The 19,567-nt window shown below is 30.5% G+C and carries 18 protein-coding genes; 12 read left to right on the forward strand and 6 right to left on the reverse strand.

From position 1 onward, the window contains the following. Positions 1-259 precede the first annotated feature (259 nt). The 11 genes from X924_RS01860 (at position 260) to X924_RS01910 (ending at position 12,514) form a co-directional block, all read left to right on the forward strand. The gene (locus tag X924_RS01860) at positions 260-700 is read left to right on the forward strand and encodes a GatB/YqeY domain-containing protein (protein ID WP_121957250.1); all 441 of its coding nucleotides are present in this window, start codon (positions 260-262) and stop codon (positions 698-700) included. Between the two features lie 66 nt (positions 701-766). Next, on the forward strand, positions 767-1,123 hold the full coding sequence (locus X924_RS01865; protein ID WP_121957251.1) for an RnfABCDGE type electron transport complex subunit B: 357 nt from the start codon (positions 767-769) through the stop codon (positions 1,121-1,123). 13 nt (positions 1,124-1,136) lie between these two features. Beyond that, positions 1,137-1,367, forward strand: coding sequence for a hypothetical protein (locus X924_RS01870; RefSeq protein ID WP_121957252.1), 231 nt, complete (start codon positions 1,137-1,139; stop codon positions 1,365-1,367). 323 nt (positions 1,368-1,690) lie between these two features. Then, the gene (locus X924_RS01875) at positions 1,691-2,758 is read left to right on the forward strand and encodes an alanine/ornithine racemase family PLP-dependent enzyme (RefSeq protein WP_121957253.1); all 1,068 of its coding nucleotides are present in this window, start codon (positions 1,691-1,693) and stop codon (positions 2,756-2,758) included. A gap of 1 nt (position 2,759) precedes the next feature. Next, a complete protein-coding gene (locus X924_RS01880; RefSeq protein ID WP_121957254.1) occupies positions 2,760-2,969 on the forward strand; it encodes a hypothetical protein in 210 nt (69 codons plus the stop codon). Positions 2,970-2,984: 15 nt separating this feature from the next. After that, positions 2,985-4,352 (forward strand): replicative DNA helicase, encoded by a 1,368-nt coding sequence (gene dnaB, locus X924_RS01885; RefSeq protein WP_121957255.1) that lies wholly within the window; start codon positions 2,985-2,987, stop codon positions 4,350-4,352. A gap of 235 nt (positions 4,353-4,587) precedes the next feature. Next, the gene (gene rnr / locus X924_RS01890) at positions 4,588-6,816 is read left to right on the forward strand and encodes a ribonuclease R (protein ID WP_121957256.1); all 2,229 of its coding nucleotides are present in this window, start codon (positions 4,588-4,590) and stop codon (positions 6,814-6,816) included. Between the two features lie 50 nt (positions 6,817-6,866). Next, positions 6,867-7,514: a hemolysin III family protein gene (locus X924_RS01895; protein ID WP_121957257.1), complete on the forward strand. Its 648-nt coding sequence runs from the start codon at positions 6,867-6,869 to the stop codon at positions 7,512-7,514. A gap of 199 nt (positions 7,515-7,713) precedes the next feature. After that, a complete protein-coding gene (locus X924_RS01900; protein ID WP_121957258.1) occupies positions 7,714-9,879 on the forward strand; it encodes a Tex family protein in 2,166 nt (721 codons plus the stop codon). Between the two features lie 217 nt (positions 9,880-10,096). Next, entirely contained in the window at positions 10,097-11,464 is a 1,368-nt protein-coding gene (locus X924_RS01905) for an MATE family efflux transporter (RefSeq protein ID WP_158245275.1), read from the forward strand. A gap of 165 nt (positions 11,465-11,629) precedes the next feature. Then, complete coding sequence (locus X924_RS01910) at positions 11,630-12,514, forward strand: bifunctional enoyl-CoA hydratase/phosphate acetyltransferase (RefSeq protein ID WP_121957260.1); 885 nt, start codon at positions 11,630-11,632, stop codon at positions 12,512-12,514. Here X924_RS01910 and X924_RS01915 read toward each other — a convergent pair. The 6 genes from X924_RS01915 to dnaN all read right to left on the reverse strand — a co-directional run bounded on the left by X924_RS01915 (position 12,501) and on the right by dnaN (position 18,254). Beyond that, complete coding sequence (locus X924_RS01915) at positions 12,501-13,058, reverse strand: GNAT family N-acetyltransferase (protein WP_121957261.1); 558 nt, start codon at positions 13,056-13,058, stop codon at positions 12,501-12,503. The genes X924_RS01910 and X924_RS01915 overlap by 14 nt on opposite strands. A gap of 19 nt (positions 13,059-13,077) precedes the next feature. Further along, positions 13,078-14,577, reverse strand: a complete 1,500-nt coding sequence (locus tag X924_RS01920) for a YifB family Mg chelatase-like AAA ATPase (protein WP_121957262.1) — start codon at positions 14,575-14,577, stop codon at positions 13,078-13,080. 277 nt (positions 14,578-14,854) lie between these two features. Continuing rightward, positions 14,855-15,991, reverse strand: a complete 1,137-nt coding sequence (locus tag X924_RS01925) for a sugar MFS transporter (protein WP_121957263.1) — start codon at positions 15,989-15,991, stop codon at positions 14,855-14,857. A gap of 5 nt (positions 15,992-15,996) precedes the next feature. Beyond that, complete coding sequence (nfi, locus tag X924_RS01930; RefSeq protein WP_121957264.1) at positions 15,997-16,662, reverse strand: endonuclease V; 666 nt, start codon at positions 16,660-16,662, stop codon at positions 15,997-15,999. Further along, positions 16,640-17,140 carry a 2-C-methyl-D-erythritol 2,4-cyclodiphosphate synthase gene (gene ispF, locus X924_RS01935; protein WP_121957265.1) on the reverse strand — a complete coding sequence of 167 codons (501 nt, stop codon included), beginning with the start codon at positions 17,138-17,140 and terminating at the stop codon, positions 16,640-16,642. Before ispF ends, nfi begins: the two co-directional genes overlap by 23 nt. Position 17,141: 1 nt before the next feature. Continuing rightward, entirely contained in the window at positions 17,142-18,254 is a 1,113-nt protein-coding gene (dnaN, locus tag X924_RS01940; RefSeq protein ID WP_121957266.1) for a DNA polymerase III subunit beta, read from the reverse strand. A 532-nt stretch (positions 18,255-18,786) separates the two neighbouring features. On the opposite strand from dnaN, the gene X924_RS01945 reads away from it, so the two are divergent. After that, the gene (locus X924_RS01945) at positions 18,787-19,359 is read left to right on the forward strand and encodes an extracellular solute-binding protein (RefSeq protein ID WP_121957267.1); all 573 of its coding nucleotides are present in this window, start codon (positions 18,787-18,789) and stop codon (positions 19,357-19,359) included. The last annotated feature ends 208 nt before the right edge of the window (positions 19,360-19,567 follow it).

The raw sequence follows: 19,567 nt of genomic DNA on the forward strand, positions 1-19,567 counted from the left end.
GTTAAAAGAATTAAATGTGGACTTTAAAAATGAGAAATTTCTAAAAATGAGCATTTGAATTTAAAATGGGTCCAGGGCACAGCCCTCTTTCCCTTCCTTGGTAAAAGTACTGAAAATGGTAAAGAAATTAAGAATTAGTGAGTATTAGAGCTGATAGGGTATTTTGTAAAAAAAATCGAATCTAAAAAATACATATAATAAGGATTTTGGAATTTCTAAAGCGAATATATTTATGTTAGAAAAGAGGTGTTTATATAATATGTTAAAAGAAAAACTTAATGAAGATTTAAAAAAATATTTAAAAGAAAAAAATTCACTTGCCTTGAACGCAGTTAGATCAATAATAGCAGAAATAAAAAACAAAGAAGTTGAAAAAGGGTCTGAGTTAACTGAAGAAGAAATCATACAAGTTATTAAGAAACAAATAAAAATGAGAGAAGATTCCATAGAACAATACCAGAAAGCTCAGAGGAATGATTTAGTCCAAAAAGAAGAACAAGAAATAGAAGTTATTAAAACATATTTACCCCAAGAACTCTCTGAAGAAGAACTCGAAAAAATAGTTCGCGAGGCAATAGAAGATGTACATGGTGAATCAATAAAGGATTTAGGAAAAGTCATGAAATCAGCTATAAAAAAAGCTCAAGGTAGAGCAGACAGCAAAAAAATAAATCAAATTGCAACAAAATTGCTCAAATAAAATTTGAGATAAAAAACAAAAATATGTTATAATAAAAACGAAGAGTAATTATAGGAGGTACCTCAAATGTCTACAATAGTGAATTCTCTATTATTGTTAGGAATATTAGGTTTTGTAGCAGGAGCTTTTTTGGCGTTTGCCTCCAAGAAATTTGCAGTCAAAGAGGATTCTCGAACAGAAATAATTAGGGCAGTTTTACCCGGTATAGACTGTGGTTCTTGTGGTTTTCCAGGATGTGCTGGTTTTGCAAAAGCATTTGTTAAAGGTGAAATTGGGAAAGATGGATGTGTTCCTGGGAAAAATGCAGGAGTACCAGAGCTTCTTGAAAAAATTAGTAAAATGAGTAACGATGAATTAAATGAGATATATGAAAAAAGTAATGCAGATGAAAAAGAGATAAAAGATTTGTTATTAGCAAAATAAAGAGGTGATAAAAATGATTAGCGGAGTATCATCTCAACTTTATGAACCAATGTATTTGAAGAATTATACTCAAAATGTTGTAAACTCGCAGTCTCATAATAGCAATAATGCTCCTGTTATGTCTAAAGATGAAATAAAACAACTAACCTCTTTTATGCTTTATAAGCAAACAGGAATAACTATGAAGTTAGTGAGAACTGTTGGTGCACTGTATGAAGGAAGCAATTTAGATATTTTAGCGTGATTTTTACTGAAAAATTTTGAAAAATTCAAAATTGCGGGCTAAGTTTGCCCGCAATTTTTACTGAAGAATATGATTCGGCGAGTTTGGTATAATAAAAAGAAAGAGAAGCTCCCTTTCCTTTACAGATAACGAAAATATGTAGAAAAAGCTTACATGGTTGACTTTAATAAAACAAAATTGAAAATTTGTATGCATAAAATAATTAAACTTGATTACGCAATTAGAAAATTATCCAAATTAGAATAATGAAGAGATTTTTGAAAAAACTAAGTTTTAAAATTTCTAAAGTGAGTAAAAATATTGATTAAAAGGAGAGAGATTTTTTGTATCCAAAAATTTATATTTATCTTGATAGAATTTATGAAAATGCTAAATATTTAAAAAGTTTATGTGAAAAATCAAAGGTTGAAATAGTGGGGGTTACTAAAGTAACGTGTGGAGAACCTTATGTCGCTCAGATTCTTAAAAGTTCTGGTATTAACATAATAGGAGATTCAAGAATTCAGAATATAAAGAATATGAAAAATTTTGGAATAAACGGACCTTTTATGCTATTAAGAATACCTATGATTTCTGAAATTGATGATGTTGTAAAATACGCTGATTATACATTAATCAGTGAATTGAAAGTTGCAGATAAATTAGGCGAAGCATCTAAAAATTTTGATAAAATTTCAAAAGTTATATATATGGTAGACTTGGGTGATCTAAGAGAAGGAGTCTGGCTTGAAGATGCGATAGATGAAATCTCTAAAGCAATGAGAATAAAAGGCATAGACGTTGTGGGAATAGGAACGAATTTAGGGTGCTTTGGCGGGGTTATTCCTGATAAAGATAATATGACTGAATTGATAAATATTAAAATAAAAATAGAAGAACAATTTGGGAATTCTTTGTATATAGTTTCTGGTGGAAATACTGCAGCACTTCCTTTGATAGAAAATAAAAGTTTGCCTGAAGGTATAAATCAATTTAGGTTGGGAGAATCAATTATTTGTGGAACAGATGCTACAAACAATAGAGAAGTGCCTGGAACAAGACAAGATACAATAATTTTAGAGGCAGAAATTATAGAATTAAAGGAAAAACCTTCGATACCAAAAGGGGCTATAGGTTATGATGCTTTTGGACGTAAACCACAGTTTGAAGACAAAGGTAAAAGACTAAAGGCTATTTTGGCCGTTGGAGAACAAGATATTTCTCCTTCTTCAATTATGCCATTAGACGACGAAAATATCGAAATATTACATGCAAGTAGCGATCATGCCATTGTAGACCTTACAGAGTCTACAATTAGTTACAAAGTTGGAGATAAGATTAGATTTAAGCTTGGATATTCTTCGGTTTTAAAAGCTTTTACGAGTCCTTATGTTGAAAAGGTGATTTTGTAATATGTTCGCTTTTATAAACACCCTTTTTGTCATTGCAGTAATTATTTTTATTATTTCAATATTATTTTTATGGAGATCTGCTAAACTAATAAGAAGCGGTAGTAAAAGTTCTGATTTAGAAGTTAAAAAAACTGATAGAAAAGGAATAATAGCTCTTTTAATCAGTGTGGGAATTTTTATTTTGTCTTATTTATTAAGTTTGATAATTTAACAGAGGTGTCTTGGTATGGAAATTACGTCTTTTGTTCCTCCAAACAGCAAAGAAGCTGAGGAATCTGTTATAGGAAGTATTTTTTTAGATCCTACTGTCTTACCAGATATTATAGAGGAGATAAGATGGGAAGACTTTTATTATGAAAATAACAAACTTATTTTTAAGTGCATGGAAGAATTATTTGATAAAGGTGATCCTGTTGATACAGTATCTGTTATTGAAAAGTTAAGAGAGTTAAATCTTTTAGAGAAAATTGGAGGAGAAGATGGAATTATTTATTTAGCACAAGTAGTTCCTACAACAGCTAATGTTATGTATTACGTTCAAATTATAAAAGAGAAAGCTTTGATGCGAGCATTAATAAACGCTTCTTCGGAAATAGTTGATGCTGTTAGAAATATTGGAGATGCTCAAGAAGTTTTGGAATATGCAGAAAAGAGGATTTTTTCAATTGCGGAAGCGAGAGCAACAAGAACCTATGATATATTATCAAATGTTATGCATGAAGTCTTTGAACAAATAGAAGAGTTAAAAAATCGAGTTCAAAGAGGCGAAGGAGACATAGTTACAGGAATTCCAACAGGATTCTACTCTTTAGATCGTATAACTTCGGGGTTTCATAGATCAGAACTTGTTATTGTTGCGGCAAGACCTTCAATGGGAAAATCTTCCTTTGCAGCTAATTTGGCTACCAAAATTGCTCTTAAACATGATGCTGCCGTAGCTATTTTCAGTCTCGAAATGTCTAAGGAACAATTAGCCAACAGAATTTTATGTTCAGAAGCGATGGTAGATTTACAAAAAGTTAGAACAGGTCAAATTTCTGATGAAGAGTGGGAGAAATTAGTTCAAGCTGCGGGAGAGTTATCAAAATCTCGTTTAATTTTTGATGATGAGCCCGATTTAACCCCGAGATTACTTCGTGCAAAATCCAGAAGAATGAAAAGGGAGTATGGCATAGATGTCATTTTTATAGATTATTTACAATTAATGAGTTCTAAATCAAGAAATTACGAAAGTCGCCAACAGGAAATCACAGAGATTTCACGCTCATTAAAGTTATTAGCCAGAGAACTAAATATTACTGTAGTTGCTTTGTCACAACTTTCTCGTGCCGTTGAACAAAGAGAAGATAAAAGGCCAAGATTGAGTGATTTAAGAGAATCAGGAGCTATAGAACAAGATGCGGATCTTGTGATGTTTTTGTATCGAGATGCTTATTACAAAAGAAAAAAAGAAACAGAAGAAAAAAATATATTAAACGAGCCTCATGAAGCAGAATTAATAATAGGTAAGCAAAGAAACGGACCAGTCGGAACTGTAAAGCTTGTATTTAATCCTAAGTTAGCAACATTCTACGAGCCAGATTTAAGACATTAAAAATAATATAAATTTGAGTTCTGCATAAAAGTTTTGCATTTTTAATTTCTAAAGATATTATAAAATATTTAGAAATTTTAAAAATAAAAATTTTCAGAAAATAAGCAGTTGAATTTAAAATGAGTCCAAAGCGGGGCCCTTTGCCTTTTGGGTAGAAGTATCAAGTACGAAGGTTGGCAAATTAGGTTTTAGAATTTTTTAAGTGAGTATATACAAAAAATAAAGAGGGAAAATAATGAGCGATAAAAACTTTGAACAAAAAATATTGAATAAAATTAAAGAAAAACCTATGCTACAAAAAGAAATTTATAATGAAGTGAATGCTAAAACAAAAAGAGAAAAATCCGATGTTAGAAAAATTTTAAAAAGACTTCAAAATGATGGGAAATTAATAAAAGATTCTCAAAGCCGCTTTAGAGAAATCGATAATAATATAAAAGTTGGTACTATTGAATTTACTAAAAGTGGGCATATGGCTTTTGTCGAGTGTGAAGATGGAAGCGAGATAGCTGTAAAAGTAGAGAACTCAGGGATAAGCATTCATAAAGATGTAGTATTAGTTGAAATTATAGGGAAATGGAGAAACTTGCCAGAAGGTAAAGTAGTCAAAATATTAAAAAGAGGCTTAAAGTACATTGTTGGAGAATTCGAAAGAAAAGGGATTTTTGGTTTTGTTATACCAATAGATGGAAAAATAAATACAGATTTTTATGTATCTCCCGAAAATATTGGTCAAGCAAAAACTGGTCAGATAGTAAGAGCGAAGATAATAAAATATCTGTCTCCGACTAAAAATCCTGAGGTAGAAATAGTAGATGTGTTGGGAGATAAAGAAGATCCCGCGATAGATCTTCCTTTAGTTATTTTCAAACATGAGCTACCAGAACCAAACTATTTCTCGAAAGAAGTTTTAGAAGAAGCAAAAAAGATCCCCGAAAAAGTCTATCCACAAGACATGGTAGGAAGAAAAGACTTTAGAAAGGAAACTATATTCACTATTGATGGTGATACTGCTAAAGACTTTGATGATGCTGTTGGAATCAAAAAATTAAAAAACGGGAATTATTTACTTGGAGTTCATATAGCTGATGTCTCACACTACGTAAAAGAAAATAGTGAAATTGATAAAGAAGCATTCAACAGGGGAACAAGTGTTTATTTAATTGATACAGTGATTCCAATGCTTCATTTTAAGTTATCCAACGAAATCTGTTCCTTAGTTGAAGGTGAAGACAGATTAACAATGTCTTTGATAATGGAAATAGATAAATACGGTAATTTAGTTGATTCTAAAATCTATAATGGAGTCATTAGAAGCAAAAAACGGTTGACTTATAATAAAGTAAATGATCTTTTGTCTGAAAATCCATCAAAAGAAATCGAAGATGAAATAGGCTTTTTAAGGGAAGATCTTGAAATGATGAAAGATTTAATGGATATTCTTAGGAATAAAAGAGTTGAAAGGGGATCTATAATAGACATTGAAAGCAATGAAGTTTATTTCGAGTTTGATGAAAAAGGTTATGTAAAAGATATATTTCCTGTTGAAAGAGGAATTTCTGAAAAGATGATTGAAGAATTTATGGTACTTGCCAATGAGACAGTAGCTTCATACTTTGACGTAAAAGAATTACCTTTTATATACAGAATTCACGAATATCCTGATGCAGATATTTTATTGCAGTTGCAGAATTATCTCGATATGTTGGGAATAAAAGTTAATTTAACTCAAAATATAAACCCAAAAGTTTTACAAGATATATTGGATAAAACAAAAAATCATCCTTTAAGTAAAAATATTCAAATGATGCTTGTAAGATCTATGAAAAGGGCTATATATTCTGAAGAAAATATTGGACATTTTGGACTTGCTTCTGAATCTTATACTCATTTTACTTCGCCTATAAGAAGGTATCCAGATCTCGTAGTTCATAGATTATTAAAAGAATTTATAAAACATAAGGGAAATCTAACTCAGAAGCAAATTGAACAGTATTCAGAGTTGCTTCCAAAGATAGCCAAACATTCATCAGAAAGGGAAAGAATAGCGGATCAAGCTGAATGGGATTTAATAGATATGAAAAAGGTAGAGTATATCTCGCGTCACAAAGGAGATGTTTTTGAAGTTTATATAACGGGTGTTACAAAGTTTGGGTTATTTGTCGAAATACCTGTAAAAATGATAAGTGGATTGATTCATATATCAGAACTTAGAGATGATCATTACAATTATGATGAGAAAACTAATTCACTGATAGGCGAAAGGACAGGAAAAACATATAGAATAGGAGATAAAATACAAGCTATGGTAGTTAGAACCGATAAAATTAGAGCCGAAGTAGATTTTGTTCCATACGAAGAAGATGAGCTGAAAATATTTGCGAAAGAATTTCCCGAAGCAAAAATAAAGGTAAAGACGAAAAAGAAGAAAGAAAAAACAAAAAATAACAAATCAAAAAAATAATCATGTAATATTTTCTTGAGTTTTATTATTAAAACGGAAGGAGTATATCTGTGAAAGATTTAGATAATGTAGAAGATTTTACAATAGGTGAAGAAGTAGCTAATGCGGTTATACATGGGATAGGAGCTTTATTAAGTATAATAGCTTTGGTTTTATTAATTGTATTTTCTGCTATTAACAAAAAACCTTGGAGCATTATGAGTTCGATTATCTACGGTTCATCTCTTATTATTCTATATTTATCTTCAACTTTATATCATAGCTTTCAAAATCAAAAATTAAAAGATTTATTCGAAATTTTTGATCATTGTGCTATTTATATATTGATAGCGGGAACTTATACACCCTTTACTTTAATAATATTGAAAGATAAATTGGGCTGGATTTTATTTTCTATTGTATGGGCACTTGCTGCAGTTGGTATAGTGTTCAAAATCTTTTTTGTTAAGAAGTTTAGAATTTTATCAACATTTTTATATATTGCTATGGGTTGGTTGGTTGTTTTTGCTATGGAACCTTTGATTGCTAACTTAGATCCGTGGGGTATTTTTTGGTTAGTAGCGGGAGGGATTTTATATACCTTAGGCACAATATTTTATATTTGGAGAAAAATTCCATACCATCATGCTCTTTGGCATTTAATAGTTTTGGCAGGTAGTATATGTCACTTTTTTTCTGTATTTTTCTATGTAATATAAGAAGTGGAGAATCAATAGCATTATAAAATAAGGATTTTAGAAATGAAGCGTTTTGTAAAATGAGGCTTTTAATTTATACTGGTTAAACTGCCCTGTTTGTGGCATAAAACAGTCACAGGTAACGAGTTCTAAGATTTGGCAAACTTAAGTTTCAGAATTTCTAAAGACAATAAAAATTAATTATTTTGGAGGATCAGCATTGGAAATAATAACTACGATATCAGAAGAACTTAATATTAACAAATTTCAAGTTGAAAATACAGTAGAACTTTTAAATAATGGGAATACAATTCCATTTATAAGTCGTTATAGAAAAGAAAGAACCGGTAATTTAGACGAAGAAAAGATCAGAAAAATAGAAGAATTGTATAATTATTATAAGAACTTGGAAGATTACAAGAATACAGTATTAAGAAGTATAGAAGAACAAGGTAAACTTACACAAGAATTGAAAGAAAAAATCCTTAATTCTAAAAAGATGACTGAATTAGAAGATTTATACCTTCCTTATAAGAAAAGAAAAAAGACCAACGCTGATAAAGCTATAGAAGCTGGATTGGAGTCGGCTGCTAACAAAGTACTTATCGGCAATTTAAAGAGTTTAGAAGAGTTCAAAGAATTTATTACAGAAGGATATGAAACAATACAAAAAGTTACAGAAGGTATTTCCTATATTATTGGACAGTATTTTGCTCATAATAAAGAAAATAGAGAAAGTTTAAGAAAATACTATGAAAAGTATGGTGTTATTAAAACCGAAAAGAAAAAAGATTTCTTAGAAGTTCCTACCAAATACGATGTATACCATGAATTTAAGCAAGAAATTGCAAAAATACCCAATTATAGAGTTTTAGCGATAAATAGAGGAGACAAAGAAGGTATATTAAACGTTAAATTAGTTATAAACGATTTATGGCTTGAAAAAATAAAACAAGATTTTAGAACGAACAATGAAATTTGTGATGAAATAATCTTGGCAGGGTTAGATTACGGATTTAAGAATATGTTAGCTCCATCAATAGAAAGAGAGATCAGGCAAAATCTCACTTTAAAGGCCGAAGAGGATGCGATAGAGCTTTTTGCTAAAAACTTGAGACAGTTGCTTTTAACTCCCCCTTTAAAAAATAAACGCATACTTGCGATAGATCCGGGTTTTAGAACAGGTTGTAAAGTCGTTGCTTTGGATGAATTTGGGAAATTTCTTGAATATAATACGATATATCCTGTTCCTCCTCAAAACGATGTGGAAGGAGCGGAAAAAATAGTTTTAAAAATGATTGATAACCATAAACTTAATTTAATTGCGATAGGAAACGGTACAGCTTCACGTGAAACTCAACAATTTATAGTAGATGTAATTAAGAAAAATGATTTAAAAATAAAATATATTTTTGTAAATGAAGCAGGAGCTTCAGTATACTCTGCCTCAAAACTTGCGAAAGAAGAATTCCCCGATCAAGACGTAACCGTAAGGGGAGCTATCAGTTTGGGTAGAAGAGTTCAAGATCCACTTGCAGAGCTTGTCAAAATAGATCCAAAATCTCTTGGTGTGGGGCAATATCAGCACGATGTGAACCAGAAAAAATTGAAAGAAAAGCTTAACGCTGTGGTGGAAAGTGTTGTAAACAGTGTTGGAGTTAATTTAAATACAGCTTCTTATGCTTTACTTGAGCATGTTTCTGGAATTACTCCTACTATAGCTCAAAAGATAATTAAATATCGAGAAGAAAATGGTCCTTATAAAGAAAGGAAAGATCTCCTAAAAGTTAAAGGTTTTGGAGAAAAGAGTTTTGAACAAGCAGCAGGATTTTTAAGAATAGTGGAGGGTGAAAATCCTCTTGAAATGACAGGGATTCATCCAGAAAGTTATCAAGTTGCTGAAAATTTGATTAATATGCTTGGATATAAGATAGAAGACATAAAAGATAAAGAGAAGTTGCAATCATTAAAGAACGAAGTTGTTAAGTTATTGAACAACCAAGAAAAAATCCAAGAAGTTTCTAAAAAGTTAGATGTCGGAGAATATACTCTCAAAGATATACTAATGGAGATACAAAAACCGGGAAGAGATCCAAGAGATGAAATGCCACAGCCACAATTAATGGATGATATTTTGAAATTTGAAGATTTGAAAGAAGGAATGAGATTATCTGGTAAAGTAACTAATATAACTGATTTTGGAGCTTTTGTGGATTTAGGAATAAAAGAAAATGGACTTATACATAAATCCAATTTATCAGAAAAATTTGTTAACCATCCATCCGAAGTTCTCGAAATAAATGATATAGTCGAAGTTGAAATTATAAGTATAGATAAAATAAGAAAAAGAATAGGCTTAAAATTAATAGAAGTAAAAAACCAATAATTTCTAAAATAGTATCTTGAATTTTTATAATGACGTCAGGGTGGAGGAGAAGAGAGGTCTTCTTTATCTCATTCTAAAAAATATACTATATATTAATTTAATATACCGATTAAAATTAATATATTTTTCTTTTTTTTAACATTGAAAATCATTTTTTTTGATAAGATATTAGTAAGGAAACCAAATTAATTTTGTCGAAGAAAAAGGTGAAGATAAGTTGAAGGGAAAAGAAAGTGTAAAAGTCGATCTTTTTAATACGTCAATATGGAAAGGATTATTTACTTTGGCATGGCCAATAATTCTTGGTAATATTATACATGCGATTTATAATATTACAGACGCTTTCTTTTTGGGAAAATTAGGAGCTATCGAATTATCTGTACCAACAGTAGTATGGCCTCTAATTTTTGTATTTGTGTCTTTTTCAACAGGTTTTTCCTATGCAGGAAATTCTTTGGTTGCACAATATACAGGATATGGAGATAAACGAAAAGCGGAAAAATCCGCTGCTCAGACTTTATTAGTTATGGTTTTGATTTCTCTTGCTCTAATGGTTGTAATTTTAATTTTTAATAAACCTTTATTATCTTTATTGAATCTGCAGGGAGAAATACTTGAGCTTAGTAGTGTTTATTTAAAATTAATGGCAATAGGGCTTCCTTTTACTTTTTTAATGCAAACCGTTGCGGGTATTTTTAGAGGTTGGGGAAATTCTATTATATCTTTAAAGTTTAATGGTATTTCTATGATATTAAATATAATTCTTGATCCATTGTTTATCTTTGTACTTGATTTAGGTGTTTTTGGTGCGGCTTTTGCAACGATGATTTCTCAAGCTACAATGTCTTTCGCATTTTTATATGTTTTATTCAAAGGAAAAGAAGGGTTTAAAGTTCACATAAAAGACTTTTTTCCTGATAAAAAAATCATAAAAAAGGTATTAACTGTAGGATTACCTTCTTCAATTGGCGAATCTTTTACTGCTGTTGGATTTGCTATTATTATGGGAGTAATTGCTCAGTTCGGAGAAACTGTTATCAGTGGATATGGAATAGGGAACAGGTTGAATAACTTAATAACCATGTTTGCTGGTGGAATGTCGTTAGCTCTTGCAACTATGGTGGGACAGTTTGTTGGTGCTCATATGCCAGATAAAGCAAATGAATCTGTAAAAAAAGCATCTCTTGCTACATTTATAGTTGTGGGAAGTGCTTCAATGATGATGTTTTTGTTTGGAAGAAACATTACTCAATTTTTTATAAATGATCCTGAAGTAATTAAAGTTGGAGAAGAATTTTTTAGATATGTCTCTTTTTCACTTCCCTTCTTTTCTCTTGTATCGGTTTTTTTGGGAGCATTAAGAGGAACAGGGCACACTATTCAATCAACTATAATAGATATAATTAGGCTGTGGGGAATAAGAATCCCGTTGGTTGTCTTCTTTTCAAAGACTCATGGGTATATAGGTGTTTTTATAGCTATGATTATAAGTAATTTTGCAGCAATGTTATTGGCTTTAGCTTTCTTAGAATTAGGTAATTGGAAGAAACCAATAATAGAGGAAGCTACTAACGAAAATTATTAACATCAAAGTGCATATAGTTTTGTAGCGACTTTAGAAATGAGGTTTTCTTAAAAAACCTTTAAATTTAAAGTTGGGTCAAAGGCAGAGCCCTTTCTCTTTAGTTACACTTAGCGAAGAAGCTAAAGAAATTCATAGTAAATAGCTTTTTCTAAGGAGATTGAATGTATGAGAAACTTTAAAGAACTCATTAAAAAGGCTAAAATCATGAAAAAGAAAAATCTTGTTCTAATTGGAGCGGAAGATATTGAAGCTGTCAAAGCTATTTCATATGCTTATGAAGAAGGGATTATTAGCCCCGTTCTTATTGGCAATAAAGAAAAAATACAAAATAATTTAAAAATTGTAAATAAAGACTTTGACATTATAGAGGCAGAAAATTCTCAACAAGCAGCACAAATAGGAGTAAGACTTGTTTCAAGTGGAGCTGCAGATCTTATTATGAAAGGTAAAATAAAAACCTCTGAACTTTTAAAAGCAATTTTAAATAAAGAATGGGGTTTAAGAAATGAAAATTTACTTTCGCATGTTGCTGTTTTAGATATACAAAATTTAAATAGATTGATTATAATTACAGACGGTGGAATGGTTATAAAACCTGATTTGAATCAGAAGGTACAAATTATAAACAATGCACTTAAAGTTGCGAATAGTCTCGACATTGAAATTCCTAAGGTTGCAGTTTTGGGTGCGGTGGAAGTCGTTAATCCTGATATGCCTGAAACAGAGGATGCTGCAATATTAACTCAAATGAATAAAAGAGGGCAAATAAAGGATTGCATAGTGGATGGGCCCTTAGCACTTGATAATGCGATAAATGAAGAAGCTGCATCAATAAAAGAAATAAAAAGTCCTGTGGCAGGAAAAGCTGATATTTTATTGGTTCCAGATATACATTCAGGAAACTTTTTGGGAAAAGCAGCTGTTTATATGGCTAATGGAAATATTGCAGGAATAATAATTGGGGCTAAAGTTCCGGTAGTGTTGGTTTCTCGGGCAGATAATGCTCAATCAAAATTAGCCTCCGTTGCGCTTGGGGTTATAAATTCTTAAAGGAATTAAAAACATCTTCTCTCAAAATCTCCATGTATAATATATCATATCTTTGGTTTTTGTAATATTTTGCTTGTTTTCTTCTACCGAATTCTTTAAAACCAGCTTTTTCGTAACATTTTATAGCTCTTCTGTTGTAACTAAAAGTATTGAGCATAATATTATTCATATTTAAATATTCAAATCCATAATTTACAAGTAATTTTACAGCTTCAGTGCCGTAGCCTTTTGATAAATAATCTTTATCTCCTATAAAAATTCCTAAAGTTACTGTTTGGTTTATATTATCAATATTATGTAGGCCGCAATTCCCTATAAGGTTATTTGTCGACATATCGACTATAGCAAAGGTAGTCTCATTGCTTTTAGCCATTTTTTCTAAAATATCTTTTTCTTTCAGCAAAGAAATTATATTATCTGTAACCATAAGATTTTCGTAAATTTCTGGATCATTTAACCATTGTGTATATTTTTCATAATCGTTAGGGTCTATAGGAGACAAATAACATTTTTCTCCAACAATTTTCTTAAAATATTTACCCATAATAATATCTTCCTCCTGTTTAAAGTATCTTTCTTCCTCTGTAATTGAGTGCTTCTGATATATGAGATATTTCAATATACTTTGAATCAAATGAATCTGCTATAGTTCGAGATATCTTTATTATTCTGTTTACGGATCTTGCTGTTAATTGTAAACTAATAGCCGCTTTTCTTAAAAAATCTTCCGCTTTTTCTTCAAGATAAGCGTATCTTTTTAATTCTTTATTTGTAAGTTTACCGTTCAATTTATTTTGCCTTCTTATTTGAATTTCAGCGGTTCTTGAAACTCTATCTTTTATGTTTTTTGAACTTTCTCCATCTTCTTTGGACATTAACTCTTCAATCTTTACTCTTGGAACTTCTATTCTTATATCTATTCTATCCATAATCGGACCAGATACCTTTTTATTGTAATTAATAATTTGATTCATAGAGCAAGAACATTCTATTTCTTTATCTCCATAATAACCACAGGGGCATGGATTTTGTGAAGCAATCAACATAAACTTTGCGGGGAAGTTTGCAACTGATTTGGCTCTAGTAATTGTTACTTCTCCGTCTTCCAAAGGCTGTCTTAACGACTCTATGACATCTGTTCTGTACTCTGGAAATTCATCCATAAACAAAACTCCATTATGGGCTAAGCTTATTTCTCCAGGTTTAGGAATGGCTCCCCCACCGACTATTGAAGAAGTCGATGCAGTATGATGCGGAGCTCTAAAAGGTCTTTTATCTATTATAGTGTTCATGTATCCAGCGACTGAATAAATCATTGTAGACTCTATTATTTCTTCTCTTGTCATATCTGGTAAAACTGTAGGCACTCTTTTAGCGATCATAGTCTTTCCAGATCCAGGAGATCCTCTCATCAAAACATTATGAAATCCACTGGCTGCAATTTCCATTCCCCGTTTTGCAAAAGTTTGGCCCCTTATTTCTTGAAAATCAACAATAAAAGGAGTTTGAACTGGTTCCTCGTACTGTGGAGTAAAACAATCCATTATACCCAAAGATAAATTTTCAATATCTTTTAAACTATCTATCACATAAACATCTTCCTTTGGTACAAAAACACTTTCTCCTTGGTTCCCTCTTGGTATTATAAATTTTGCTTGTTGATCTCTTTCTTTAATATACATAAGAAACAAAGCTATACCAGGAACAGGTCTTACTTCACCGTTTAATCCTAATTCTCCAAATATAAAAAAACTTTTGTTAAGTTCTTTTATTTGTCCTGAAGCTTCAAGAAGAGATATTGCAATTGGTAAATCAAAATGAGACCCCTCTTTTCTCATAGAAGTTGGAGAAAGGTTAGCAACAATGGAACCATTTGGAACTCTGAACCCAATATTTCTAATTGCACTTATTACCCTTTTTTCGCTTTCTAAAACCGAGGCGGAAGGCATGCCAACAATTTTAAACGTTTGAAGAGTTGAGCGGGAGTTTATATCAATTTCGACAAGTATATTTTCGACTTTAAAACCATCAATGCACCCAGTTTTAATCTTGGAATATTTCATTTTAAACTCCTTATTAATATTTTATGATGTCTTTAGAAATTCTAAAACTTATATTTTATAGATATTCTATAAATTTAAATTTTTATAAAATAACTTCTAAATCGTACATTAGAAACATACAAGTTGCATGCCTCTATAAAAGCACGATATATATTCTAAAGAAAAGGGAAAAAGCTCCTTCTGAATCCATTATAAATCAAACGTTTATTTTTAGAAAATCTTTGTTTCTAAAGTTTCTAATTTTAATGAACATTAGAAAAAATGATTTGTGTGTAAATTAGTTTTCTAATAATTTTACTTGTTTTAATTTTTGAGTAATATAAATTATTAAACTAAAGGTTATAAAAGGTATCATATAAGAGATATTAAAATTAAAATCACCTATAACTCCCATAGCTGTTGAAATAATCATGGCTCCAATGCCAGTTGCACCAAAGGCGAGACCATTGTACAAGCCTAAAATTCTTCCTGGAAGGTTTTGATTGGAATATTTTTGAATAGTTGGAAAAATCGGAGATAAACTAAACCCAACAAATAAAAAAAAGATGTAATTTCTAAAGACTAATAATAATATTATACTTATTATAAGTGAAATGGAAAAATAGATTATAGTACCTAATTCTGTTAGTTTTTTATTTAAAAACTCTGTTATCAACCTTCCGAATGTAAAAACTATCCAAAATAAACTAAGTATTATAGAAGAAAATTCTTTTGAGTAAGCAAATACATCGTGAAATAAATTGGCGCTCCATGTTATAATGCCAATTTCGGTTCCAGAATATAGTAAAAATATCAGTAAAGATAAATAAACAAACTTTCTTTTTACTATACTGATCGCTTCTGTGATTTTAATTGTTTCGTATTTTATATTTGGAATGGGTTTAAATACTGTTACTGCGATTAAAATGAAAACTGCTAAAGCTAAATGTATAAAATATATAAACCTAAAGTCAAAATTTAGGGACAAAAATAAGCTAACAATCAAAGGTCCAATAATTCCACCTATTCCAAAGCAAGCGTTTAAAAAGCCGAAGTTTTGATTTTTCCTATCCAGATGAGAGAAAACAGTTGTTAATGTCATAAATGAAGCACCTGTAGCACAACCCAAGAGAAAAACTGAAAGTACAATCATTGAAAAGTTTGTGGCGGTGGCAAATGAAAATAGACCAATAATCTGAATGACTATAGCTGTTGTAATAAAATTTTTGAATCCTATTGAAGATATAAAAAAACTACCTATAAAGTTAGAAATCATAGTTCCGAGAGTACTTATAAAAGGTAAGGTAGATGATAAAGCTATTGAAACAGAGAATCTTTCCTGAATAGAAGTCATTAGTGGGGCAAGAGTATTCATCACCATTGAGAATATTATCATCAAAAAGAAAATAAAATTTCGGGTACCTTTTTGGGTCAACTAAGTCACCTCTGCTTTAAAGTTTGAGTATATAAGTGAGCTTGCCGAGTTATTTCGGGAATCCTGTACTTTCCAACAAAATTTAATGTAAATACCAACGTATCGTTAAAATCTACCCAATTACCAGGAGATATAAAAACAGGTTTTACATTGTCTTTGGTCCTTAAAACAACGCCAATTTTTTCATCTTGATGATATAAAAATGTATATTCTCCTTTTTTGTAGTCGGGATTTTGATAATTACCTATTAGTTTTGATTTCGCAATTCCTATTGTGGGTTTTTCAATAAAAAAAGATGCATGAGAAGCGATCCCCATTCTTCTTGGATGAGCATAGCCTTGACCATCAAAGAAAACAATATCAGGTTCTATCTCTAATTTTTTCCAAGCCTTCAAAAAAATTGGAAGTTCTCTGAAAGCAAGTAACCCCGGAATATATTGGAATTTCACTTCGTCAATTGCAAAAGTGACATCTAATATTGTAAGATTTTTATAATCTAAAGTTACTATTACTGCTAAAGCTTTATTCTTTTGAAAAGAAAGGTCCACTCCACTTACTATTTTGGGACAGTTTCCATAAGGAAATATTTGTAAATTTTTTGCTAAGTCTTTTTGAATTTTAACCATTTCTTGTTTTGATAAATCAAAGCTATGAATCTTTTTGTATTTCACTTACATCACCCAGTATAACACAGTAAACTTCTATACCTTCGTCTGTTCCAGCCGATCCTAATCCATTTCCACTTTTCCCTTTTATATTAATTTGATTTTCTTCTATTTTTAATATTCTCGCAACATTTCGTTTTATTTGATACGAGATAGGAGAGATTGCAATGCTTTTTGATATTATAGTTGAATCTATATTGTTTATTGTGAAACTGTATTCATTGTTTATCAAATTCAATATCTTTTCCAAAAGAAAAGCGCTATTTGCATCTTTGTACTCTTTCGTTTCAGGGAAAAAATCTCCTATGGATCCTACTCCACACATTCCTAAAATAGCATCTATAAGAGCATGGAAAAAAACGTCTGCATCCGAATGTCCACTTAATCCTAATTTTAATGGGTGCTCTACTTCAACACCGCCAATTATTAACTTTCTATTTTTAACCAAAGCATGAATATCATAACCAAACCCAATTTTTAACATGTTAGGCTTTCCTTTTTGGCATGATTATGAACATATAACTATCATCCTGGAAAGGCTTTAATATAGTAGGCGTTTCTTCTCCTGAGATATTAAATTCAAATTCAACCGTTTCTATTCTTTCTAAAGCCTCTCTAAAATATCTTGGAGAATATGCGATCTCAATGTTTTTGCCTTCTTGTTCTACATCTATTTCTTCTCTTGCTTCTCCTACATCCGGAGAACTTGCATAAAATATAATATGTCCTTCTTCTATGTTTAACAATGCATATTCATCCTTTCCTGCTGCTATTGACAGCCTTTTCATGATATTTAAAAAATCGGATGTTTTTGTTTTAATCTTTGTGATAAAACTTCCCGGAATTATTTTTAAATAGTCAGGATATTCAGCTTCTACTACATTAAAAAGCACTTCTATTTCATCATCTTCAAATTCAAAAAGTACCTGAGAACCACTTTGAATGATCTTTATTTTTTCGCTTTTTGCAGAAGACAAAATAGATCTCAATTCATCCATACTTTTTAGAGATAAAAGAAAGGAAGAGAGTACACTTTCATTTTCCAGTTGTTTTTCAGAGAGAGCTAATCTATAACCATCTGAAGCAACTAAATTCAAAAATCCGCCTTTTCTAAAATCCCAATAAACTGCATTTAAGTTTCTTGAAAGAGAGGAAGAATCTTTTTGAGCACAAAATATTACTTTATCTATCATGTTTGAAATAATATTTCTTTCTATAACTATAGAATTTCCAAGAACATCGAAAACTAAAGAGGGGTATTCTTCTGGATCCATAATGGGGAGTTTAAAGTTTGAATTATCTGCACTTATTTTTAACACACTATCTAAAGAAAGCTTTGCCTTTTCAGCTGAAAGGTTAGACAATATTTCTAAAAAAATTCTTTGTTCAACAACACAACCAAAAGCGCCATCAGTATTTTCTACTTTCAACCATTTATGAAATCCGGTTTGTAAATCAGTGGCATATATATGTAAAAAATTTTCTTTGGTTTCTAATTTTACTCCAGATAAGATAGGATTTGTGGTCTTTTTTGATACAGCGTTGTTCGTTAGTTCTACAGCATTTTTTAAAGCTTTAATATCTACTTCGATTTCCATTTGTCTTCCTCCTTTTGGAGAATCTAATTACTTACTTTAGAAATTCCATAATCCTTATTATATATTTTAGTTTTGATTTTTTACAAAATACCTTTTTGGTACTCGTCCCAACAAAGGGAAACACTCCGCCGTGAACCCTTAAAGTTCAAAAGATCATTTTCTGAAAATTTCTATAAAGTCCTAAAGAATCTAAGAATATCATTATTATTTTACACTAAAAATTAAACAAAAACAAGAATAAAATAAAATTAGAATCATTTAAAGAAAATATTATTAATTTAGAAAGTTTTTAAATTAAAGTTTTATATTTTCATAAAACATTTATAAATAACAAATTTCTTTTTAAAACATCCAAATACATTAAAATATTTATATATTTGCCTATAATCTTGATTAAAACAATTTAATCAGTTACCAGTCTATATAAACGGAATGGTTTCCTTTAGTTGAACAACTCGGAGGGGTCTTATTTAGTGAAGACGGTCAAACTGCCATAATAAATGATGATGCATGATTAAAAGCACTTAAGTTCATGAAAGAATGGGACCTAAATGGCAAAAATTTGGGTTCTCCAACATACCAGCCAGCAAGAAATAAATTCAATAGAGATAATAATACAGTTACTATGTGCATGTTGGGTTTATATCAAATAGATAGAATCAAAGCTCAAAATCCGGATTTTTATGAGAGCAAAGAATGGATGGTAGTACCCTTCCCAGTGTTTGAAAATGCTGTTAATGAAGTTAAATGTAACTATTATGGACATTATTATATGGTGAATGCAGAAAGTTCTAAGGAAAAACAAGAATATGCTTGGAAATTTATTAATTTCATGCTTAGCCATTCTGATGAGTATTTGATGAACTGTGGATTAATACAACCGAAGAAAACTCTTTTGGAGTCTGAGGTTTTCAAAAATTATCCATATGCGGATGTATTTTTGTCTGATTTAGAGAAATCCCATTCGGTTCCTCTTCATCTGAAGGGACCTCAATTTGAGCAACTAATTAGGGAAACTATTGAATCAGTTATGTTAACTACTACGACTCCGGAGCAAGCATTAAATGTTCTTAAAAGAAAAGCTAATGAGCTTCTACAAAAATAAATAATAAATTTAGCTCAAAATTCTCATCAGGCGAGCAAAGCTCGCTTGTTTTTTGGAGGGAGATTCCTTGAAAAAGTCAATAAATTTAGAAAAAAAGAAAGCTATTTGGGGATTCATTTTTACCATTCCTGCAATTATTTTTTTGACATCTTTAGTTTTTATCCTATTATAAATGCTTTTTGGACAAGCTTTTATAAAAAGGATATAC

The sequence above is a fragment of the Petrotoga sp. 9PWA.NaAc.5.4 genome, from assembly GCF_002895485.1.
Taxonomy (GTDB): Bacteria; Thermotogota; Thermotogae; order Petrotogales; family Petrotogaceae; genus AZRK01.